Origin of the sequence: Clostridium sp. AM34-9AC, assembly GCF_003480225.1 — a bacterium.
GTDB lineage: Bacteria > Bacillota > Clostridia > Lachnospirales > Lachnospiraceae > Acetatifactor > Acetatifactor acetigignens.
On sequence record NZ_QUIU01000017.1, the window covers coordinates 1 to 20,977 of the forward strand.

Sequence of the window (20,977 nt, forward strand, 5' to 3'; positions counted from 1 at the left end):
GGAGTTCGTGGATTTTGCCAATGTATTTCACTAACTCTCAAGTTAGTTTGGTGTAAAAACTCTAAAAACAATGAATTCCGTACAAAAAAATTCCCAAATCCGGAATTTTTGTACGGAATTTCTTCATTTTGCACGCTCAGCGAAAATAACAGCTTTTTGCATGGCAAAATCTCCTGTTTTTGTATTTTTTTTAGAAAAAATAGCGTTTTTAATACAAACAGAACTCCCCGCGTAACTCTCCATCAACTACGCTTGGCAGCATGTTCCAAATAGAGAAAAAAAGCCACATTCAGAACAATGCCCACTGCAGTAGAGATGGGGGCTGCGAGGCCGATATTGGTGAGACATGCGTCCGGTTGGATACTCATATAGTAAGCGAAAGGAAGTCGGACGAGAAGTGTCTGGATCAGTCCCTGAAGCATGACCCACACGGTCTTGCCATTACCGTTAAAATATCCCATCATGCTGAACAGCACAGCAGTCAATAGTGTTTCCGGTGCGAAACCTTTCAGATACTCATATCCTCTCTGCACCACTGCCGCATCCGCGGAGAAGATACCTGCCAGCAGATCCCCCCGGAAGAACACCAGTGAAAAGGCAAAGCATCCCACCAAAAGTCCGATGCCGATACCGGTGAACATGGTCTTCTTCGCCCGCTTCTGTTCTCCGGCACCTACATTCTGTGACACGAAAGAAGAAGTGGACTGCATCAGTGCACTGGGGATCAGCATGGCAAAGTTAACGATTTTGCATGCCACGCCGTAGCCGGAGGAAGCTTCAAGTCCCAGGCGGTTGACAAAGGCACACAGTGCCAGGAAAGAGCCTTGCGTCAGACACTCCTGCAAAGCTAACGGCAGACCAATCTGCAGGAATTTACCGCACTGGGGATTCCAACGGAAATCGTATCCGGTAATGGTAAAGGGCAGTCCCTTTTTCACAAGGCGTACAATTGCAAACACTACGCTCAATGCCTGTGCAAAAACAGTAGCCAGCGCTGCTCCCATGGCATCCATGCCCAGTCCTGCCACCAGCACCAGATCACCCACGACATTGACAATGCATGCCACGAAGACAAACAGCAGCGGTGAATTGCTGTCACCAAGTCCTCGAAAGATCGCGGACAATACATTATATGCCACGATAAAAAAGATTCCGGCACCACAGGTCCGGATGTAAGCTGCGGTCAGCTCTACCGCCTCTTCCGGCGCCTGCATGAGAACCGCAATAGGACGGGCAAAGCCCACCATAATTACAAACAGCACCAGTGAAATCACTGCAAATACAACGGTTCCGCCGCCGATGATACTGCCGATCTGCTCCTCCTTCTTCTCTCCCAGATACCGTGCGATCAGCACAGTAATACCCATTGCCAGCTGAGTCACCACGAAAGTTACCAGATTCAGCACTTGACTACCGGTAGAGACTCCGGACAATCCCGAGGTGGAGCCGAACCGTCCCACTACCAGCAGGTCTACCGCACCGTAGGCCGCCTGTAAGATCAGTGCTCCCAAAATGGGAACCATGAAGCGAAGCAACTTTTTCAAAATGCTTCCTTGTGTAAAATCCATCATGTCATTTTCTTTATTTTTCAAACTTCTCTCTCCTCTCGCACATCACCTGATAAAAAGTCTCTATGGCGTGTATCATAGCTTCCGCATCTGCTTCGGAAATGCTCTCCAGATACGGTGCCAGACCGGAAAAATAATTCTCGTTATATTTTTCCGACAACTTTCGTCCCTCTTCGGTCAAGGAAATATAGGTGATCCTACCGTCCTCCGTTGCATTCGTTTTCCGCAGATATCCCTTTTTTTCCATTTCCTTCACAGTCCGGGTCACACCGGGACGGGGGATATTCAGATAGTCGCTGATATCTGAAATCTTCACAGTGATACCCTGTCGCTCCAGAATCTGGATCACATCCAGAAAATGAATATAAGAGGGTGTCACGCCTGAGGGCAGCGCCGGAAGCATCTCCCGGATTCTTTTTGCCTGATAACAGGCATCCAACATTCGTTTTATCGTCTGAATCGTCATTTTTTTCCTCTCGGATATCTTTTTTATCCCATATTTTGTCTTTATAGTTACCTTTGATAATTATCTTTGGTAATTATATGGGGCCAATTTCAATTTGTCAATGAGATATTTTCATAAACGCGAAGACATAAACATGAAAATAGCAGACTCTTTTGGGAGAATCTGCTGTTTTTTCCATAGACTTCATTTTTTGCTTTTCTTTATTTTCTTTATTTCAATTTCAAATCATATGATTTTAACTTATAGAACTGTTTACGCATCCGATCTGGCATAGGCGTTTTTCATCTGCCCACTGAGTTCATACAGGACCTTGTCCAAAGTATCGGCTGCCGCGCACTGAAGCATCCCAGCAATCTTTTCGTTGGCCTCTTCCTGTAATTTTTTACGAGTTTCCTCGTCAGTCTCCTGCTCCAGCAATGTATCGTAACGGTTCAGGATCTCGTGGCTTTTCGCTGCCACCTTTTCCTGATAACGTTCGATATGGAACACGGATTTGCTATAAGAAGCATCGGCCATGGCTGCGATCATACGGCTCATCCAGTAGAAGTTCTCGGTGGAGACTTTTCCGTTGGTTCCGGACAGGTAGCCGGGTGTCGTATCCATGTCCGTGTAGAACGGAGCCAGCACATTAAATGCATTGGATGCAAACGCCAGCCACTGGATTGGCTCGCCCTCCGGGCGCATCTGAATCAAAGTCATAACATCATTACGGTTAATACCAATGGAACGATATGCTCCACACATAGTTTTATCCCCATACGAAGCATAAGGATCATAGGGCGTTCCCTGATAATGGGAAGAAAGCACATATTTTACATCTTCCACCGTGATCTTCTTCTCCGGCACCATGCACCAGGGCAGATCATCGGAAAACGGTGTGTACTCTGCATTCGGGCCATCCCAGACCTTTGTACGGGGATTCAGGGTCCGCAGCATATACCAGGCTCTTGCGGTATTGTATACATGGTCGGAATCGTCATGGCTTCCAAAGGCATCTCTGGCGGAAAAATTGCCGTCCTGTGACAGATCCAGGTGGTTCTTTTCAATAAATTCTTTCAGATCCGCGGAACACATATGCTCCTTTTGCTCCGTCAGCGCATCTTCCAGATCAAAGGCATCGATTCCGAACTGGTTCGGCATCACCACATAAGCGTCGTCCGGCACTCTCCGGGCGATCCAGTGATGGCCGCCGATGGTCTCCAGCCACCAGATCTCGTTTTTATCGGAAAAAGCAATACCGTTCATCTCGTAGGTACCGTATTTCTCCAACAGGCTTCCCAGACGTGTGACACCCTCTCTGGCACTGTGAATGTAAGGAAGCACCAGAGACACAATGTCCTCCTCGCCGATGCCGCCGGAGATCTCTTCCATACCATCCTTCGCCGGAACATATTCCACCAGTGGATCCGCTCCCAGAACTCTGGCATTGGAAGTGATGGTCTCTGTGGCCGTCATGCCCACACCTGCCGCATTGATACCGTGCGCCGCCCAGATACCCTCTCCGTCCAGTGCATTGGGAACTGCGGTATAACGCATGGGATCCTCCGGCAGATCGATCTCCACATGGGAAAGCACGGATTTGTATTTTTTCGGCTGTTCTTCCGGATGCACCACAACGAATTTCTTCGGTGTGAACTGCCCCGAAGGAGAATCGTCATTCCGGGCGATCATGGTGGAACCGTCATAAGATGCCTTTTTTCCTACTAATATGGTTGTACATGGCATAATCATTACCTCCTGATACTGTGTTTCAAAATTTTCTTCTCCGGCACCGGAAATCTGTGTTCCAGTCCTGGCACTTATGCCAGCTTCTGTCCGTTAATGACTACATTTTGAATTGTCTCCGGCCTGCCCTGTAAAGGCTCGATCTTTGTGAACTGTCTGCAGCCGGTGACTTCAATATTCTCCATCTGCAGATTTCTGAAATACGGGATGTCGTCCTCATTTTCCATGGCAATGGTCTCTTCCCGGTTCAGGGAATTGAGCACATAGGACATGGTCAGGATCACTGCCTCGCCCTTGATCTCGCTCATATGGATATTGCGGAGAGTGATATTTTCCACCACGCCGCCGCGGCCCAGCGCACTCTTCATGCGGACACCCACATCGGTTCCCACGAAAGTACAGTTCTCCACCAGAATATCCTTTACTCCGCGGGACATCTCACTGCCGATGACGAAGCCGCCATGGCCTTCGTTCACCAGACAGTCATGGATGTAAACATTGCTGCAGGGCCCCTGAATCTTGCGGGCAATGGCATTTTTGCCGGACTTCATGCAGATGGCATCATCTCCGGTCTCAAAAACACTGTGATGAATATGCACATTAGTGCAGGACTCCACATCAATGCCGTCACCGTTCTGGGCATAATAAGGATTGCGGACCTGTATATGCTCCACCGTAAGGTTCTCGCAGAAATAGGGGTGGATATTCCATGCCGGAGAGTTCATGAACGTTACGCCTTGCAGAAGCACATTTTTGCAATGGCGCAGACTGATCATCACCGGGCGGTAAAAATCGTAATAGGGTGCCGCGGCGGCCAGTGCTTCCTCGGTGCTTCCCTGAATGTTGTGGTGATTTCCTTTTAAAATCGACTCTGTGGGCATCCAGATCGCTGTTTCTTTCGTCTCTAACACATAAGGACTGATGGTAAACAACGCATCCCACTGCTTTTCCGTCATCTTAAACTTCTTGATCGGACGCCATTTATCACCGCTGCCGTCAATGATGCCTTCTCCGGTAATGGCGATGTTTTCTGCATTTTCCGCGGTAACGGGAGATACGGTGCGAATGCAGTCCTGACCTTCATAGCTGGTGATCCGCAGCGGATAGTCCTCTTTGGACTTGATGAATTTTAACATAGCCTGACTGTCCAGATGAAGATTGACACCGCTTAACAGCCGGAGCGGAGCCACCGCCCAGATGCCTGCGGGAACTCTTACCGTACCGCCCCCCTGCTCCGACACTTCGCAGATCGCGCGGTTAATGGCCTCCGCATTGTGTCTGCCGGTCTCGATCTGCAAATCGCCGCTCTTCGCGCCGTATTCTGCTATGGACACCTCCCGGCCCGGGAACTGGGGAAGTTCTACTTTATAATTCTGATTATACATGGTTATTGTTTTCTCCTTTGAATATTTTCATGGATACTTTCACATTTTCTATGTTTCTGATTCTAGCGTGTTCCGTTTCGGACTTCCACCCGGTTTTTGCGTTTTTCCGAAAGGTTCTACTGCTTATTTGTGCCCTTCCGCGCAGATCCAGTCCTCGCCGTCTTTTAAGTGAATCCGTACCTCTTCAAATCCTGCATTTTCCAGCAGTTCCCGGAATTCTTCCGGTGTGGGATTAAACAGATGGAATCTTTGAATGTTTTCCCGCACCTGTTCCGGCAGATCCTCCTTCTGGTAAATGTCGGCCACCAGTAAAAAGGTTCCCTGCTCCTTCAATACCCGGTAGACTTCTTTCAGATTCTCCGCGGGATCCGGCCAGAAATAAAAGCTTTCCACCGTAATGATCTTGTCAAAAGCATTGTCCGCAAAGGGCAGTTTTTCCACTGAGGCTTCCACGAGATCCATTTTTCCCTGCTGCAGTGCTTCTGCATTGGTTTTCCCGGAAAGCTCCAGTGAAGTGGCGGAATAATCCACTCCGATCAGATGTCCGTCACGCACCTCTTCACTCATGCGTTTCAGAGTTGCTCCTCCACCGCAGCCGATGTCCAGAATCCGGTCATTTTCCCGGATCTTCCAGTGTTCCAGCGCCCAGCCGGTCACTGCGTAGTGGCTTTCGTTCATGCGACGCAGCATCTTCTCCCCATCCTCCCCGACCGGTTTCCCGGGGTTGCCGGAGATGGTGATCTCCTGCTGGGTGCGTTCGTTGGTGGTTAGGTTTATGGTATTATTTTCTGTTTTTTCAGTCATGATCTTTATTCCTTCTTCCAGCCGCTTTCTTTTTGGATCTTTGCGGTTTTCTTTGCAATTTTTACTATCTCTATTATAATAGTAACTGTTTATAATCATGTAAAGGGCAATCCCGTTATTGAGAATATCTCTGAATAAGGGATTTGGCAAAACACCCGATACAAAGTACAATCTGCGAAAGCATACGCCGAAAATGCAGTGGAACGCTTGCAGGTTACGGAAAGGCATACATTTTTTATGAAATATTATCTTGCCCCCATGGAGGGACTGACCACTTATAATTTCCGCACTAACTGGAACCGCTGTTACGGCGGCATGGACAAATATTTTACCCCTTTTATCTCCAATCGGCACATGAACAGCAGAGAACGCAACGATGTGCTTCCAGAACATAATGTGGGCATGTACACTGTACCGCAGATCCTGACCAATAAGGCGGAGGAATTTCTGTCGCTGGCAGAGCAGCTGGCCGGATATGGCTACCACGAGGTCAATCTGAATCTGGGCTGTCCTTCCGGGACGGTGGTGGCAAGAAACCGTGGTGCCGGCTTCTTAGGCACGCCCCGGGAACTGGAGAATTTTCTGGACGAGATCTTCGAAAAATGTCCACTGGAAATCTCCATCAAGACCCGCATCGGCATGGACTACATGGATGAATGGGCTCCACTGCTTAAAATATATCAAAAATTCCCCATCAAGGAACTGATCATTCACCCCAGACTGCAAAAGGAAGGTTACAAGGGGACACCCCATCTGGAGGCTTTCGCAGAGGCGGTGGAAGCCCTGCAATGTCCGCTGTGCTATAACGGGGATATTACCTCTCCGGAGTCGCTAACGCAGATTCTTACGAAGCTTCCCAGTATCGATACGGTCATGATCGGCCGGGGAATTTTGCAGAATCCGGGATTATTGCAGGAATTGAAGGCTGCCTCCACGGAGAGTGTTGCGCTGCTGTCTTGTGAAGAGCGGCTGGCTGTCCTGAAGGAATTCCACACTTCCCTCCTGACCGGTTATCAGGAGATCATGTCCGGCGATACCAATACGCTCTATAAGATGAAGGATCTCTGGACTTTCTTAAGCCACAGCTTCGAATCTCCGGACAAATACGTAAAAAAGATCCGCAAAGCCACAGATGCCAGCGACTATAAGCTGGCCGTCAATGCGTTATTCCGGGAGTGCGCATTGCAGTCGGAGAATTCTTGATCCTGACATCATCCCATACCTTTATTCCCCAGTGTCGAACTGTTCTCCTTCGTTGGCGTCTTCCATGACGACCTCCGGCTCCGGGATGCCTGCATTTTCCACATAGCTGAAATGAATGACCGCCTGTGGCCAGTTGAAGCTGATCCGGGCGGTCTTCTGCCGCTCCTCGCCTGCCTTGCGGATCAGTTCCAACAGTTCCTGCAAGACTTCTCTGGTCAGATAGCCTCCCCGCCACTGGAACGTCATGGCCCGGCCTTTTTTCGCCATCTGCTGTGCTCTTTTATATACTTCTTCCGTTTTCGTAAAGGAAAGTTTTTTCTCCTTGTAATAAAAATGATCGTTGTCCGGACAGCCGGGTGCCGGGGCGATCAACGGTTCATGATCCCGGAACACTGCTTTATCTCCCAGATTGAAATAGTCGTAGCGGATCTCTCCGGGTGCTTCCGCATTGCCCTGATGTTTTCCCAATGTATTGTCAAATGTGGCATCCAGATGGTAATACTGCCCGCCGATCCGCACAATATTCCAGGTGTGACGGTACTTGATCCCTTTCTCCGGATTGTTGCCGCAGATAGCGATTACACACCATACACCCAGCGCATCACAAAGCACCTTCACCGATTTGGCAATGCCCTCGCAGACACCCACACCCTGTCCCAGCGGTCCGATAATCTCATGGGAATAGGGCTTTTTCAACTTATCGTAGGTGATATTTTCGCAGATAAAGTCGTGAATGTACTTCTCTTTTTCCCACTCTGTGAACTTTGCGGCAGGTCTTGCCAGCTTTTCCACCCGGGACTGCATGGCTTTCTGATGTTCTCTGATCTTATTTTTCTCAAACAGATACTCCGGCACGAAGATGATATTGGGGGAGTCCTGATAATATCTATACCGATAACTCACCACCCAGAAGATCTCCGGATGATCCAGCCGCAGTCGGAAAAATACGTCATACAATTCTTCCGCCGGGATCCGCGGCAACTGGATCTCGTCTGCCAGCGCCAGCACTCCCTGATGCATGGCGTGATAGGCGGCCTGCTGGGGCTTGTTCATTTTCTGGTAGTAATATGGTTCCATGGTAGTTTCCTATTCTATTGTTTTCATCTGTCTTATTTTTACATTTTAACAGAAGGTTTTTCTTTTGGGTGGATGTTTTTGATATTTTTTTGATATTTTTTGAAACTTTTGCAGCAGATGCATAGTCTAACCATCAGAGACCTGTAAGATATGGTTTTATTTAAGAGAGGAGTTTTACTTATGAAAAACAAAATGATCTGTACACTTTTAACTACTGTGATGGTATTGTCTTTTGCTGCCTGTGGCAGTCAGGGAAATGGAGCAGCTTCGGCGGAAAGTACGGTGACTTCCGAAATCGGTGCGGAGGCTTCTACTGCTGAAAGTTCTGCTGCTGAAGCTAGTGCTGAGACAACTACAGAAGCTTCTGCTGATGCGACCAACGGTACTTCTTACGAGGATAACTTTGCAGTTTCCACAGAGGATGCTGCCGCTTTCGCTAAAAAGATCCAGGATGCCGTAGCCGCTGAAGACCTGGATGCACTCGCTGATCTGGTCAATTATCCGGTCTATGTTGCTCTGGGCGATGGCAGTGTGATCGAAACCAGGGAAGACCTGATTGCCTTAGGTGCAGACAAAATCTTCACCCCTGAATTGAAAGACTCTATGGCTAATGCTGATCTGTCCGAATTAAGCCCCAGCATGGCAGGCTTCACCCTCTACAGCACCGGTGACGGCCCCAACATCACCTTCAATGTCCAGAACGGAGTACTCGGCATCAGCGGTATCAATTACTAATTTCCGCTTTGAACCATTAAGGGGAGCCTTTCATCAGGCTCCCCTTACTCGTGTCGAAATAACCGTTGTCAACGGTACCATAGTGATATCTATGTTCCCGTCTGTCTTCCTCGTGATCAGCGTAGCTCCACGCTGGATATATTGCTTCGCAATGCCGGAATATCCCAGATAATCAATGGACATTCCGTAGGTCATGCGGATGCCCTGATATATCAGGGATAATGTATTCAGGTGATCGTGTCCACAGAAGATCCATTTCAGCCAGCCGTTATCCACCGCTTTTTCGAAAAAATGTGGCGGTTGATTCGATATTCCGAAGTACTCGTCCTTTTCTCCGATACTGCCGTGTTCATAAATCACGCTGTGATCGCCCAATTTCATTTTCTCATAAGCTTCCTTAAATTCTGCGGGCGGCATGTGGAAAAATGCCATGGCAGGCACTTTTCTCTCGTTCAGTTTTTCCATGCACCAGTCCGTCTGATCCTCATGGATCCGGTCGAAACCACTGAAAAACCAGCCGTCACCATACATGTTGGAATCCAGCAGAATCAGCGGAAGTAACAGTTTTCCCTGATCATCTGTGAGGTCTACTACAAAATTCCCTACGCCGGTAATGGGATTCTGAGGACTGTGCTCATATCTTCCTTTGGTAAAAACCGCATATTTTCCCGTGGCAAAAATCTCCGCCAGCTGTTCCTTATTGCAGGTGGAGCCCATTTCACAGTCATGGTTACCAAAGACCAGAGTATAGGGAATCTGAAAACCATCCAGAAATGCCAGCAGTTTTTCTGCCTGCTTTCGGTTGTTCATGGTACCGCTTTTCGGGAAAAACGGGAAAACAGAATCTCCGGTCAGGACGATCAGATCCGGTCCCGTCCGGCGAATCAGCTCCGTCACCGCTGCCAGCGCCAGTCTGTCCTTTTTCCCGGAAAACATGCCGAAACCAAGGTGCAGATCCGTCAGCTGCAATATTTTATAATCTCTGTCCGTCGGGATGCAAAGAGAAAAAGTCTCTTCGTCCCGAATCTGAAAGTTTTTGGAAGTATACATAAGAATCTCTTTTCTTTTTGGGGATTAACTCAACGGGATCAATGCTCCTATTGCAGAAAGTACTGTTGAAATCACCATCAGCACCTGAAAAGGCACCGTGCCGATCACACCGCAGATAGGACTGCTGCCCGCATTTTTTCTGGATTTACCGTATGTCAGCACCAGCATGATGCTCACCAGTACCACTACACCGCTCATGATCCGGGTCAGAACGATAAAGCTGTTCACGCCAAACACGGCAAACAGAATGCAGGGAACTGTGGCGATCAGCCAGCTGATGCGGTTGCCGCTGCCGATCTGCTCATGAACCACATCGCGGAGGGCGAGAGTATTGCTCCAGAACGTGGTAAGTAAAGCAAACAGGGAAAATACGCCTGCCAGGATCATCGCCCAGGTACCGATACTCTCTCCCAACTGCATGTATGCCAGTTCTTTTTCCAGCGCTCCCTTGGTTCCCAGGAGAACCGTGCCCGTTACGATCAGGACAAACACTGAGGAAAGTCCAAAACCGATGAAAATGGAGCGGCGGATCTGTTTCGCGTTGCCATCCAGACCTTTCACCACCTGAATCACCGCCTGATTGGCCGAAGTGGCAAATACCACCATGCTGTACAGCGCCAACAGGTTGTTCCAGTGGAACTCTGCCCGTTGCAATGTATTCAGCGGATGCAGAAAAGTCCCCACCGTCATCACCGCAACGATTCCCATCAGGACGATGACTGCGTATTTCTGCGCGATTCCTACTGCTTTCATGCCGATAAACACCACGACTCCGGCGATCACATAGTACAAAATCTGCGCCGCCACGAAGGGCATCCCGAACCAGTTCACAAATATCTGGGCGCCACCGTTGATATTACCGCTGACACCAATCATGATGGCCAGCCCGTAGACAATAAATACGCCCCAGCTGAAGATCTGTTTCATTGTGCCGTGGAACAGCTCTCCTTCGAAACTTTTTACCAGCTGGACGCCACCGTTGTTATAGGACAACTCGGCAATGATCAGGTGCAGAATCACGTTCACACAATATGCAATCAATACCATCCACACGACATCCAGCATACTGTTCTTCGTGGCAAGATACGGAACGGCAATGATGCCCGTGCCGATGCTGTTGCCGACGATCATGCTGATGGCTTCGAAGGTCGTGAGATGGGCTTCGGATTGGATGGGGTGGGACATGGGGAGGACCTCCTTGGTAAAAATACTGATTTTCTATAGTTATAAAAGTTTAGCGGTAAGTGCTTCCTGCAATACTTTGGAGCAATTGATTCCTCGCTTATCGGCAAGTTTGGACATCCATGCCGGAAGCGAGACATTTTTGCGAACTGCCTTGGTGTCAGTCATGCTACGATATTTTATAGTGTCTGCCTGAATGATCGTAAGAATATCTGTCGGTAAATGAGGAATCTCTGACTGCGGTGTAGGCTCATTCGGAGTAATTTCCTCATCTTCCAGACCAACAAGACAAAGATTCAATGCATCTGTAATAAGGGCAATCGCCTCTGCCAAAGTCGATGCTGTAGTAATACACCCGTCCACATCCGGAACCTTTGCATAGAAAGTGCCATCTTTTTCAGTAATAACTGCGGTATATGTGTATTGCATGTCATTTGCCTCCTTCTATATTTGCTTCTTTGAAGATATAGCGCATATCATCTTCATTAAAATCATGACGTTTTACAGGAATTGTCTGCTTGGTATTCGGTTGAAAATACAAATCATGACTTGCTCCATGTCTTTTAAAAATAAAACCGTTCTTTTCCAATTCTTTAATTGTTTTCTTTCGTGGATGCATTCTTTTCTCCTTTTATATTATACACAATCTTACACAAAATCAATAGCGAAATACACAAATTTACACAAAGCCATGCGACATAACATTAAAAATTCAAATTGTTACGTAGGAAATATAAATAGATTTTCTTAAAACTGACTTTAAAAGATATTGTAATTATCAACATGTTGTACAATATCAGACATAAAATAGAATAGTATAAGAAATTATTACAATCTGTTTTGATTTCAATATAAAGTATTTCTTGTCTGTAAATAAAAAAATCCAAAGAACTAATTATGCTTTCATGTTCTCTTCTTGCATCCAAAGTGGCATATAGTTTCCATCTTTTTGCTTATAAAAATTTTTACTCAAATATCTGTTTTCCATCTCGTATTCTTCCGGTGTCATTCCGTTTCTCCAAAATAGGGCTTCCATATGCGTTTCCGTTGCCCAATCACTTTGCCTAACCGTCTTACTCAATTAGATATCCTCCTTCTATGTAATCACATAGTACATGATATACGATTGTCTTTTCTATTTCAATGGTCGCTCCCGCAAGGGGAGCGACCATGTTGAAAAAACAGATTATCCCCATCGTCCGTGCATTTCAATCCGCGCTCCCGCGAGGGGAGCGACAACAGATTGGAGGCAGTCCGGATGAAGACAGAAATATTTCAATCCACGCTCCCACGAGGGGAGCGACTTCCTGACGCCGGAGTCCGCAGTCTAACATCAGATATTTCAATCCACGCTCCCACGAGGGGAGCGACAGCCTCATCCATACAGTACTTAGATCTTGGAAGCATTTCAATCCACGCTCCCACGAGGGGAGCGACGCGTAAGCAAGTTAGACCTCTATTGGAACCCCGCGATTTCAATCCACGCTCCCACGAGGGGAGCGACCGCAGTTGGACAGATGCGTTGATGTGAATTTGATATTTCAATCCACGCTCCCACGAGGGGAGCGACGTCCTGACCCGGACGATTTACCTTTATTTTCCGGAATTTCAATCCACGCTCCCACGAGGGGAGCGACCTTTTCCAGTTACTAACCAGTCAAGGCTTACTTTATTTCAATCCACGCTCCCACGAGGGGAGCGACATAGATGAGGCACAGCTGCTCTTTAACTCCAGGATTTCAATCCACGCTCCCACGAGGGGAGCGACTTGCCTGTGTCTTGATAAATACCGGCTCATACATATTTCAATCCACGCTCCCACGAGGGGAGCGACCACCGGCTCCGGAAACCTCTTCGGTGATAGCATCATTTCAATCCACGCTCCCACGAGGGGAGCGACGCCGATGCTGCAACTAAGGTACAGCCGGAAACCGATTTCAATCCACGCTCCCACGAGGGGAGCGACGGAAAGCTCTTCGCAGCACACGCTGTATTGACATATTTCAATCCACGCTCCCACGAGGGGAGCGACAATTGGCTTGCACGCCATTTACGCTACCCCGGTAATTTCAATCCACGCTCCCACGAGGGGAGCGACGTACAACGGGGCAAAATATTTTATTCATTGCGCAGATTTCAATCCACGCTCCCACGAGGGGAGCGACCGCAGTACCGGACGATTATCCACAGTATTGTGTATTTCAATCCACGCTCCCACGAGGGGAGCGATGGTAATATGCTTCTGCAACTTCTGAGTACCGTAATTTCAATCCACGCTCCCACGAGGGGAGCGACTTCTGCTGTCTTGCTGTTACCCGTAGCAACATCTAATTTCAATCCACGCTCCCACGAGGGGAGCGACCAGACAAGTACGCAATCGATATTAACGATTTTGTATTTCAATCCACGCTCCCACGAGGGGAGCGACTTCCTGTGCAGATAAACATTCTGCCTGCTCTTTTTATTTCAATCCACGCTCCCACGAGGGGAGCGACGATCGCACGCGTAGAGCAGTAGTGTAAGCCATGGTAGATTTCAATCCACGCTCCCACGAGGGGAGCGACTCCGAAGACCGAATCAACATCTATCAGGTAAATATTTCAATCCACGCTCCCACGAGGGGAGCGACCCCTGTCAGTACTCCCATTCCGGGAATACACTGCATATTTCAATCCACGCTCCCACGAGGGGAGCGACTGGAGGAAAAGATATTATCGGAGGAGCTTCAGAAATTTCAATCCACGCTCCCACGAGGGGAGCGACCAAACTGCTTTGATCATTGCCAGGGAGAGATGGATATTTCAATCCACGCTCCCACGAGGGGAGCGACGGATGTGTAGCCATGTAGAGTAATTCACCGTTCTATTTCAATCCACGCTCCCACGAGGGGAGCGACTTTTAAGGACTGCTACAGGCTTTTGTGCTGGATATTTCAATCCACGCTCCCACGAGGGGAGCGACAGTATTTTCATTTCTGCTCAAAGATGCTGAAAAAGATTTCAATCCACGCTCCCACGAGGGGAGCGACGACTTTCCCTGGAACATTCCGTTCCACATATAACTATTTCAATCCACGCTCCCACGAGGGGAGCGACAGAAAGTGAGGTAGTTTGATGTCGCATTCTGTTATTTCAATCCACGCTCCCACGAGGGGAGCGACACCGTGTTAAATGTAAGCGGACACTCCGGATCCCATTTCAATCCACGCTCCCACGAGGGGAGCGACTATTGATGTTTTGCTTAATAGTGCCTCTGCTCAATTTCAATCCACGCTCCCACGAGGGGAGCGACATATTACCGGTGCCACCACCTGCAGCCGTCTCAATTTCAATCCACGCTCCCACGAGGGGAGCGACACAAACCGATCGAATACGAGACAGACAATCTTATAATTTCAATCCACGCTCCCACGAGGGGAGCGACGGTGCATATTATGCCGCCCAGTGCAGATTTCATAATTTCAATCCACGCTCCCACGAGGGGAGCGACGGTAAAGATTATTTTATGGGTGTCTACGAGCACATTTCAATCCACGCTCCCACGAGGGGAGCGACGTTCCTGTTGTAACAAGGTTACCGTGATTCTTGATTTCAATCCACGCTCCCACGAGGGGAGCGACGTAATGTGGTTGCTACTTGCTCAACGCCAAAATGTATTTCAATCCACGCTCCCACGAGGGGAGCGACCCGGTGTAGTTACAAGCTGACCAATATGTCACTGATTTCAATCCACGCTCCCACGAGGGGAGCGACTTAAAAAGTCACCGAAAACCTGTCATCCAACTATATTTCAATCCACGCTCCCACGAGGGGAGCGACTATCCTGCACCTTTTACGATTGCAACAACACCGGACATTTCAATCCACGCTCCCACGAGGGGAGCGACGATGTTCTGCTTAGTAATGCATCTGTCCAGCAGATTTCAATCCACGCTCCCACGAGGGGAGCGACAGCAATTTTCGCCAAAAAGTTCTCTTTTCTCTCAGCAAAAATTGTCTAAAATATTTAATCTTAACAACAAATTATTTTAATTAAAAATATCTTTGTATGTTATTTCAATAAATCGCATAATTTATAAGGTGCGAATCCCCCAGGCATTTTATGTATGCTTGGCTTTCGCATCAGTTACAAAATCAGTGTCTGATCCGGGGCGATTCCTCTGTCTACCCCGATATGTTCAATCTTGGTCTGATATTTATTACCCAGATAGTAGAATCGAAGACTGTCCTTTTCTGTATCAATAATATCCTCAAGTGTTGCCTTCAATGCAATGCTCTGAGCATTATCCAAAATACATTCAAACACAGAATTCTGAACTCTTCTGCCATAATTAACGCATTGTTTTGCCACTTTGCGTAATCTCGCTTTTCCGGTCGCATTTTCTGTGTTGACATCGTATGTGATCAATACTAACATATCGCACCTCACTTCCACAGGAATGCAGGATAACCGTCCAGATCCCCACGTAGATACCGCGCCAACAGCATTGCCTGCACATAGGGTACCATGCCCCATTCCAACTTTTCCTGCAAATAGGGATGTGTTATGGTTTCTTTTTTTCGATTCTGCCACTCCGTCAGTATCAGTCTTCGTCCATCATCATCCAGGAGAACCGCACCGTTTTCCTTTTGGGTAAAATTCTTGGCTGTGATCATCCGTTTATTTACCAACGACAACACAAAGCGATCTGCCAGCACGGATCGCAGTTCCTCCATCATGTCCAATGCCAAAGATACTCTGCCCGGGCGTTCTGTATGTAGATATCCAACACAGGGATCCAGTCCTACACACTCCAGTGCAGATGCCTCCGTATTCGTCAGCAACGTATACACAAAAGACAGCATCGCATTCATTTTGTCGAGAGGCGGTCTCTTATTCCTGCCCTGAAATGTAAAATCTTTTTTCTGCTGCAGAATCAATTCGTCAAACACGCTAAAATAAATACTGGCTGCCTCTCCTTCATATCCCCTGAGTTCGTCCCTGGATGTGCTATTCTGAATCAACATCAGAGAATTTTTCAGCATTTCAGATGCCTTTTTTACCCGCTCTGCATCAATCTGCATACTATGATCTCTGACTGCCCGCTCCAGAACCCACCTGGCATTATGTACTTTTCCAAGGATACAATTTTGAGCAATCTCCAATCCCACCTGTTCATCTTTGCTGCTGGCATACTGTTGTTCCCGCAGAATCACGTTACCCCGCACTTTCCCGGTGACCCGTGCCAGGAATTTTCCCTGGGGAGTCATGTAACACAGAGAAATATTTCGTTCTGCACAGGCACCCATAAGTGCCGGGCTGGTTCCCCGATATCCGAATGATACAATTCCCTCAAGATTATGCAGCGGAACTCTGCCCAATTCTTTCTTGTCATCATAAATTACAATATTTTCACCATCCAGAGCAAGATAACTGTTTTCGGAAGTAACATATAACGTATTCAGCAATTTTTTCATACGTTTTCCTCCATAAGCGCCTGTTCCATATAGTTTTTCACAGAACCGGTTTTCCCGAGTCTTGGCATGCAGAGCTCCTTTAAGGAGCAGGATGTGCATCCTTTTCCCGTCTTTACTTTCGGCGTATATTGCCGTTCGTAATATTGATGCATTTCCTGAAACATTTCCTTCACTTCACTGCGAAGTTCTTCCGTGATCTCCACGATTTCCCTCCGTTTTGTCTCTCCGTAAAACAGTGCACCTTCCGGAATCTGTGTGGAAAACATTTCTTCCAGGCACATTGCCTGCGCAGCTAATTGTAATTTGTCTTCCTCTGTGATCTTCGGCTTTCCCTTTTTGTATTCGATCGGATATACCGAAAAATTGCCCCTGTGCCCATGCAGACGGATTCCATCCTCACATCTGTGAAATTCCACCACATCACACTCACCCGTGACGCCCATTTCTCTGGACGCCACGGGTAATGCTCTCGCTATGATCGTGTCTCTTCTTTTTTCGGTAAGATATGGATCATGCGCTTTCTTATGCATTAATTCACCGATTACCGTATGTTCATTTTCAGCCCACTGCTGCTCTATATGGATCAGCGCCCACTGTCTTTTGCAGAATCTGAAATGCTGGATCCCGGATATCATGAGATAATCATCTTCTGCATATTCCATTAATTCATCCTTCTCACTTCCACAGAATCAGGAATCTGCTCCTCGTGAACGGTAACTGTATAATCTTGATATTTTCTGGGATATTCCACGCCCTCGTTTCTCTTTACTTCTACGGCATCGAACAATTTATAAGCCGGGCAGTCTCCCAGTTCTTTGCTATGCTTGAATACAATCAGTTCCCGCACTGCCATATTGCCTCTCGCTGCAGAGTGGTCTACCTCGAACATGTTAAGAATTGCTTCCCATAGTAATTCCAAATCGTCTTCGGAAAATCCGGTTACTTTCCGCGCCAGATTTGCGGAAATATAGCCTTCTGCCCGGTACAGTCCATAAGGAACGATGGTCTTTCTACCCATTTCCGTATTCTTGTTTTCCGCGTCCTTTTCTGTGGTGATGGCAACTCTGGTGATAGTTACTTCTTGACTGATGATCGGATCGATACTTCTGGCAAATCCAATCTGCACGGGTCCTCTCACCTGACCGCAGTTCAACGATGCTTTTACAAAAGTAGTCATTACGGCACCAAATGTACGGATATCATAGAAATTCCGGCACATATAATCCTTCAGTTTAATATCTACACCGGGATCATTTTTCTTTAACTTTTTAAGTTCCTCTGTCACCTTTTTATCATCCGTTTCGGTGATTCCCATATCCGCACAGGCTTCTCTGTCACTGCGATTTAAAGGTACATCTTCTTTGATGTAAATCTTATATCCCTGAGCATCCTCTTTTACGGTCTCGACATAATTACGGATCTTACGTTTCAGGCAGACATCCGTTACCAAGCCCAGTCCGCTCTCTGGATCGACTCTTGGCATATTGCCCGCATCAGGATCTCCATTGGGATTACCGTTCTCCACATCAAATAATACTACGAACTCATATCTGTTTTTAATAGCTTCACTCATTTATTTGTCCTCCCCTTTTTTATATTTTTCCTGCTGTTGATGATAGTAGCCAAGTGCAAACTGCCCCTGCTGTTCCAGGGATAAGCGTTTCGGGAAATCGTCAAATTTGCCCATAATTTTCCCAACTTCTTTTTCGTAATAGACTTTCGCTCCGCCTTTATCCCGTTCCAACTTTTTCATATGGCTGTTTTTCAGTTTGAGCAACACCGGGAAAATAACTGCCGGCGTAGCACATGCGGAATTAAAGTAGCGGTCATGAATTGTCGTAGTGATTGTCGGGTTTGCTTCTTTCTGTATGCTTTCCAATACGGAAAACAATCTTCCCAATACATAGGCTATATCATTGCGGTCTTCGTTCAATCCCATGAGATTTTCTCCTTTCATACAATTATAATTTTTGATCAAAACTGCTTTGATGATAGCAGCACGTTTCCAGTTCACGTTACCGCACTCTGCCCGAATGCGGATCAGTGTGTAGGTATACAGACTTGCCGGATATCGTCCGCCCGACAGAATCGCCTGCAATACAAGGGCTGCCATGTTCGGAACCGGTGTCTTATCTTTTGATTTCTGATTCACGGTTTCATTCAGCATGTCACGAATCCCCAGATAATCCTGTTCTTCCCATGCCGGTTTTACAATCTTGAGCCGCTCATAATGGTCTGCTATATTCTGTATGATTTTCCCAAACGAATTTACATAGAAAAAACGGACCGACAATCGTGCTGCATTTGGTGCCAGCGCCAGTATGTAAAAATTCTGTTTCGGATCCATCTCCGCATCTTCTAAGTAAACCCTGGTGCCTTCTTTCAGGCTGTCGAAAATGTCCTTCAGTTTTTTCTGATTATCTTTCGTGGGTTTAAACATATTCAGAAAACATTTCTGATACTGCTCTTTACCGCTTTCTGCCCAGTACACGATCATGGAATCCCCCAGGAAAAAGGTGTAATCCCGCTGGGACAGCAGATAATTCAGTGCCGTGGTATATGCAAATTCCGCATATTTTCCCACCGGCGCATTATAACTCTGTTCCTTTCCATAAGACTCAAATGACGGTGCATTGAATGATACCAGCGCCGCTCCGCTGGACTGTGCCCCGGGTACTCCTTTGATTGCTTTATGGATTCGTGATATCTCGGCTTTTTTACCGGTAACCAGGCAAATGCCGTTATCTTCTCCACCATTCCGCGCCCGATAGTTTTCCCAACAGTCTCGAATCTCCGGATCTTCCTGTGCTTCCTGCCCTTCCACAGAGAAAATAAGATTGCCGCCTTCTGTCAATTCTTCCCAGTTTTCCCGAATCACAGGATGTTCTGATGCTTTCTGCGGATCCCATTTTTCAAAATAGGCTAAAATTGCCCGGGCTGTTTTTCCCTGTGCAGATTGCAGAATCTGTCCATGCTTTTCTTTCGTCGCCTGGAAGCAATCCACTACACGTGAGTTCGTTCCATCTGCGTCAATACCCAGCATATACTTGGAATTGTCGCACAGAAAATTAGCTGCCACACCGGAAGATCTGGTCACCATCTCCGGCACGACGAGATTTGTCGGTACCCAGACTACTTTCTTACCACGCATATCCTCTATTTTTCGGGAAGTAATACCTATGATATCCCCCTCCGAAGACAAATTGATTTCATAGGACACTTTCGCATGGCACCATCCCAACCTGGATACTTTCCCCTGTTCTGCCAGATTTTCATAGTATTTTACCAGTGCCTGTAGTATCATCGCAGCACCTCGCAATCTCTCAGATCCACCACGCCGTGACGCATTATTGCCCGGAAAAACATAGGCTGGATATTTTCCGGATCACTGTAATCCATGTCGTATAACATTAATCCCAAGTCCTTCTCTGCGACCACATCATAAGCGGTATGGATTTCTTCTTCCTCACAGAGTGCGAAATTGGCAGGAAATTCTCTACAGCCAAAGTAAGGCATATGATAGCATTCTCCTCTTCTCAATCGTCTCATAATAATGTCCTTGAACTTTCCAGAATTATCAGAATCCGTTGCTTTGGGTGTGATTTCGAAATGCGCCTCGACAACATACGAAACATTGCATAGCAAAACGGACGCGCGTTGCACAATCTCATCCTTGGTGCATATATACAATGGCTTACCCACGCCATTATACGCATCTAGCATTTTACTTTTTGAAATTTTACTGGTTACTTCATTCCGCCGTACACTGGTAAATTGAATAGGGTTTTTGACATAGATTTTGTCGATGATCCACCGCATTCCCGGATGCCAATAGATAGCTTCCAAAATGCCGCGTGCCGCTGAGGGCGTGATGATGTCATAGCTGTAGCGTTCTGTCTTAAGTTCGGGTCTTGTAAATAGTGCATAGTCTCCCCATACATTTACTTTTACTCCGACTCCCATTTATTCCACCTTCTTTCCACAATGAAAGCGCTGTTCCCGTTTACTGTTCCCTTGTAGTACTATTTTCTGTCTGACAATAATACCCCCCTTGTAAAACACTGTCTTTTTGTAGATATGTTATGACAATATTTTAGATTATCTATATTTATCTGACAAATTCACTATACTACAAGTCTAATATATTTGCAATGCTTATTTTTATTCGTAATGATAATTTCAATTGAAATTATCGCTAAAACTATTAGATTTTTTTGAATTATATGTTATACTTTCAATGTCAGGTATATCCTGTGGATTGAAATAATTGTAATTTTCATTAACTTACAAGAGTAGCGGTACACTTTTCCATCGTGTACCGCCACT

At 46.9% G+C, this 20,977-nt stretch carries 19 protein-coding genes and 1 CRISPR repeat array; of the genes, 2 read left to right on the forward strand and 17 right to left on the reverse strand.

All coding sequences use genetic code 11. The annotated features are described in order from the left end of the window. Window positions 1-242: 242 nt before the first annotated feature. From DW835_RS10930 to DW835_RS10950, 5 genes are all read right to left on the reverse strand, one after another. Entirely contained in the window at window positions 243-1,592 is a 1,350-nt protein-coding gene (locus tag DW835_RS10930; RefSeq protein WP_347559375.1) for an MATE family efflux transporter, read from the reverse strand. Then, a complete protein-coding gene (locus DW835_RS10935; protein ID WP_118731102.1) occupies window positions 1,582-2,034 on the reverse strand; it encodes a MarR family transcriptional regulator in 453 nt (150 codons plus the stop codon). Before DW835_RS10935 ends, DW835_RS10930 begins: the two co-directional genes overlap by 11 nt. Before the next feature lie 252 nt (window positions 2,035-2,286). After that, window positions 2,287-3,759, reverse strand: a complete 1,473-nt coding sequence (locus DW835_RS10940) for a C69 family dipeptidase (RefSeq protein WP_118731103.1) — start codon at window positions 3,757-3,759, stop codon at window positions 2,287-2,289. Window positions 3,760-3,833: 74 nt separating this feature from the next. Next, window positions 3,834-5,144 (reverse strand): glycoside hydrolase family 28 protein, encoded by a 1,311-nt coding sequence (locus DW835_RS10945; protein WP_118731104.1) that lies wholly within the window; start codon window positions 5,142-5,144, stop codon window positions 3,834-3,836. Window positions 5,145-5,267: 123 nt separating this feature from the next. Next, entirely contained in the window at window positions 5,268-5,948 is a 681-nt protein-coding gene (locus DW835_RS10950) for a class I SAM-dependent methyltransferase (protein ID WP_118731134.1), read from the reverse strand. A 237-nt stretch (window positions 5,949-6,185) separates the two neighbouring features. On the opposite strand from DW835_RS10950, the gene DW835_RS10955 reads away from it, so the two are divergent. Beyond that, a complete protein-coding gene (locus tag DW835_RS10955; protein WP_118731105.1) occupies window positions 6,186-7,151 on the forward strand; it encodes a tRNA-dihydrouridine synthase family protein in 966 nt (321 codons plus the stop codon). A gap of 21 nt (window positions 7,152-7,172) precedes the next feature. Here the strand turns inward: DW835_RS10955 and DW835_RS10960 are convergent, their stop codons facing one another. After that, window positions 7,173-8,228, reverse strand: coding sequence for a transglutaminase domain-containing protein (locus DW835_RS10960; RefSeq protein ID WP_118731106.1), 1,056 nt, complete (start codon window positions 8,226-8,228; stop codon window positions 7,173-7,175). 180 nt (window positions 8,229-8,408) lie between these two features. Between DW835_RS10960 and DW835_RS10965 the strand changes: the two genes are divergently transcribed. Next, window positions 8,409-8,963 (forward strand): hypothetical protein, encoded by a 555-nt coding sequence (locus DW835_RS10965; protein ID WP_117466533.1) that lies wholly within the window; start codon window positions 8,409-8,411, stop codon window positions 8,961-8,963. A gap of 33 nt (window positions 8,964-8,996) precedes the next feature. On the opposite strand, the gene DW835_RS10970 is transcribed toward DW835_RS10965, so the two are convergent. The 11 genes from DW835_RS10970 to cas5c all read right to left on the reverse strand — a co-directional run bounded on the left by DW835_RS10970 (window position 8,997) and on the right by cas5c (window position 20,614). After that, the gene (locus DW835_RS10970) at window positions 8,997-10,013 is read right to left on the reverse strand and encodes a metallophosphoesterase (protein ID WP_118669560.1); all 1,017 of its coding nucleotides are present in this window, start codon (window positions 10,011-10,013) and stop codon (window positions 8,997-8,999) included. A gap of 24 nt (window positions 10,014-10,037) precedes the next feature. Further along, window positions 10,038-11,198, reverse strand: coding sequence for an aromatic amino acid transport family protein (locus DW835_RS10975; protein ID WP_118669561.1), 1,161 nt, complete (start codon window positions 11,196-11,198; stop codon window positions 10,038-10,040). A gap of 39 nt (window positions 11,199-11,237) precedes the next feature. Continuing rightward, a complete protein-coding gene (locus tag DW835_RS10980; protein WP_118538654.1) occupies window positions 11,238-11,624 on the reverse strand; it encodes a type II toxin-antitoxin system HicB family antitoxin in 387 nt (128 codons plus the stop codon). 1 nt (window position 11,625) lies between these two features. Beyond that, window positions 11,626-11,814 (reverse strand): type II toxin-antitoxin system HicA family toxin, encoded by a 189-nt coding sequence (locus DW835_RS10985; RefSeq protein ID WP_118538655.1) that lies wholly within the window; start codon window positions 11,812-11,814, stop codon window positions 11,626-11,628. Between the two features lie 276 nt (window positions 11,815-12,090). Next, window positions 12,091-12,276 carry a hypothetical protein gene (locus DW835_RS10990; RefSeq protein ID WP_118538657.1) on the reverse strand — a complete coding sequence of 62 codons (186 nt, stop codon included), beginning with the start codon at window positions 12,274-12,276 and terminating at the stop codon, window positions 12,091-12,093. A 56-nt stretch (window positions 12,277-12,332) separates the two neighbouring features. After that, window positions 12,333-15,146: a CRISPR direct-repeat array (repeat unit 32 nt; unit sequence ATTTCAATCCACGCTCCCACGAGGGGAGCGAC). 174 nt (window positions 15,147-15,320) lie between these two features. Continuing rightward, the gene (cas2, locus tag DW835_RS10995) at window positions 15,321-15,611 is read right to left on the reverse strand and encodes a CRISPR-associated endonuclease Cas2 (RefSeq protein ID WP_118538659.1); all 291 of its coding nucleotides are present in this window, start codon (window positions 15,609-15,611) and stop codon (window positions 15,321-15,323) included. 8 nt (window positions 15,612-15,619) lie between these two features. Beyond that, window positions 15,620-16,651 carry a type I-C CRISPR-associated endonuclease Cas1c gene (gene cas1c, locus DW835_RS11000; protein WP_118538661.1) on the reverse strand — a complete coding sequence of 344 codons (1,032 nt, stop codon included), beginning with the start codon at window positions 16,649-16,651 and terminating at the stop codon, window positions 15,620-15,622. Further along, entirely contained in the window at window positions 16,648-17,313 is a 666-nt protein-coding gene (gene cas4 / locus DW835_RS11005) for a CRISPR-associated protein Cas4 (RefSeq protein WP_118731107.1), read from the reverse strand. Before cas4 ends, cas1c begins: the two co-directional genes overlap by 4 nt. Beyond that, window positions 17,313-18,224 carry a type I-C CRISPR-associated protein Cas7/Csd2 gene (cas7c, locus tag DW835_RS11010; protein WP_118669564.1) on the reverse strand — a complete coding sequence of 304 codons (912 nt, stop codon included), beginning with the start codon at window positions 18,222-18,224 and terminating at the stop codon, window positions 17,313-17,315. Before cas7c ends, cas4 begins: the two co-directional genes overlap by 1 nt. Beyond that, window positions 18,225-19,955, reverse strand: a complete 1,731-nt coding sequence (gene cas8c / locus DW835_RS11015) for a type I-C CRISPR-associated protein Cas8c/Csd1 (RefSeq protein ID WP_118731108.1) — start codon at window positions 19,953-19,955, stop codon at window positions 18,225-18,227. Further along, window positions 19,952-20,614, reverse strand: coding sequence for a type I-C CRISPR-associated protein Cas5c (cas5c, locus tag DW835_RS11020; RefSeq protein ID WP_118731109.1), 663 nt, complete (start codon window positions 20,612-20,614; stop codon window positions 19,952-19,954). Before cas5c ends, cas8c begins: the two co-directional genes overlap by 4 nt. Window positions 20,615-20,977: the final 363 nt, after the last annotated feature.

Excerpts from the sequence above, each read along its gene's own strand:
- DW835_RS10935 (WP_118731102.1), bottom strand. The coding sequence starts at position 2,034 with ATGACGATTCAGACGATAAAACGAATGTTGGATGCCTGTTATCAGGCA.
- DW835_RS10940 (WP_118731103.1), bottom strand. The coding sequence starts at position 3,759 with ATGCCATGTACAACCATATTAGTAGGAAAAAAGGCATCTTATGACGGT.
- DW835_RS10945 (WP_118731104.1), bottom strand. The coding sequence starts at position 5,144 with ATGTATAATCAGAATTATAAAGTAGAACTTCCCCAGTTCCCGGGCCGG.
- DW835_RS10950 (WP_118731134.1), bottom strand. The coding sequence starts at position 5,948 with ATGACTGAAAAAACAGAAAATAATACCATAAACCTAACCACCAACGAA.
- DW835_RS10955 (WP_118731105.1), top strand. The coding sequence starts at position 6,186 with ATGAAATATTATCTTGCCCCCATGGAGGGACTGACCACTTATAATTTC.
- DW835_RS10960 (WP_118731106.1), bottom strand. The coding sequence starts at position 8,228 with ATGGAACCATATTACTACCAGAAAATGAACAAGCCCCAGCAGGCCGCC.
- DW835_RS10965 (WP_117466533.1), top strand. The coding sequence starts at position 8,409 with ATGAAAAACAAAATGATCTGTACACTTTTAACTACTGTGATGGTATTG.
- DW835_RS10970 (WP_118669560.1), bottom strand. The coding sequence starts at position 10,013 with ATGTATACTTCCAAAAACTTTCAGATTCGGGACGAAGAGACTTTTTCT.
- DW835_RS10975 (WP_118669561.1), bottom strand. The coding sequence starts at position 11,198 with ATGTCCCACCCCATCCAATCCGAAGCCCATCTCACGACCTTCGAAGCC.
- DW835_RS10980 (WP_118538654.1), bottom strand. The coding sequence starts at position 11,624 with ATGCAATACACATATACCGCAGTTATTACTGAAAAAGATGGCACTTTC.
- DW835_RS10985 (WP_118538655.1), bottom strand. The coding sequence starts at position 11,814 with ATGCATCCACGAAAGAAAACAATTAAAGAATTGGAAAAGAACGGTTTT.
- cas2 (WP_118538659.1), bottom strand. The coding sequence starts at position 15,611 with ATGTTAGTATTGATCACATACGATGTCAACACAGAAAATGCGACCGGA.
- cas1c (WP_118538661.1), bottom strand. The coding sequence starts at position 16,651 with ATGAAAAAATTGCTGAATACGTTATATGTTACTTCCGAAAACAGTTAT.
- cas4 (WP_118731107.1), bottom strand. The coding sequence starts at position 17,313 with ATGGAATATGCAGAAGATGATTATCTCATGATATCCGGGATCCAGCAT.
- cas7c (WP_118669564.1), bottom strand. The coding sequence starts at position 18,224 with ATGAGTGAAGCTATTAAAAACAGATATGAGTTCGTAGTATTATTTGAT.
- cas8c (WP_118731108.1), bottom strand. The coding sequence starts at position 19,955 with ATGATACTACAGGCACTGGTAAAATACTATGAAAATCTGGCAGAACAG.
- cas5c (WP_118731109.1), bottom strand. The coding sequence starts at position 20,614 with ATGGGAGTCGGAGTAAAAGTAAATGTATGGGGAGACTATGCACTATTT.